This window comes from Bacillus sp. ME78 (assembly GCF_903970865.1).
In the GTDB taxonomy this organism is placed as follows: Bacteria; Bacillota; Bacilli; order Bacillales; family Bacillaceae_G; genus Bacillus_A; species Bacillus_A cereus.
Genome location: NZ_CAJCKK010000101.1, coordinates 1 through 515, shown reverse-complemented (window position 1 = coordinate 515; position 515 = coordinate 1). Strand labels below are relative to the sequence as shown.

The following is a 515-nucleotide window of genomic DNA, read 5'->3' as shown; positions in this document are numbered from 1 at the left end:
TATTGTACTTACTATATATTCTCCAGACTGTGCATATGAGCTTAGTGGAATATTAGCAACCCACTTTTTAGTTTGAGAGTCATAATTTGCTGTCTCTCTCTTTTCTTCTCCTCCAGGGCCTTTTACATCTATGAACACATATTGGACACCAGAAACGTCATCTTCAGCTTCTACACTTACTTGTACACTTTCCCCTGCTTTGTATGTTTTTTTACCTACTTCTACTTTATTTAATGTAGGTGGTTGTTGATCCGATCCTAAATCATTTTCAACATTGAAATTCACGTTAAAATCTCTACCACCCCTATATACCACAGGATGATCAGCATTATCATACATAACTATTGTACTTACTATATATTCTCCAGACTGTGCATATGAGCTTAGTGAAATATTAGCAACCCACTTTTTAGTTTGAGAGTCATAATTTGCTGTCTCTCTCTTTTCTTCTCCTCCAGGGCCTTTTATATCTATGAACACATATTGGACACCAGAAACGTCATCTTCAGCTTCTA

1 pseudogene is annotated in these 515 nt (G+C 36.1%); it reads right to left on the bottom strand.

Annotated elements, in window-relative coordinates:
• Nucleotides 1–515, bottom strand: a pseudogene (locus H6481_RS28415) (S-layer homology domain-containing protein); the annotation flags it as partial.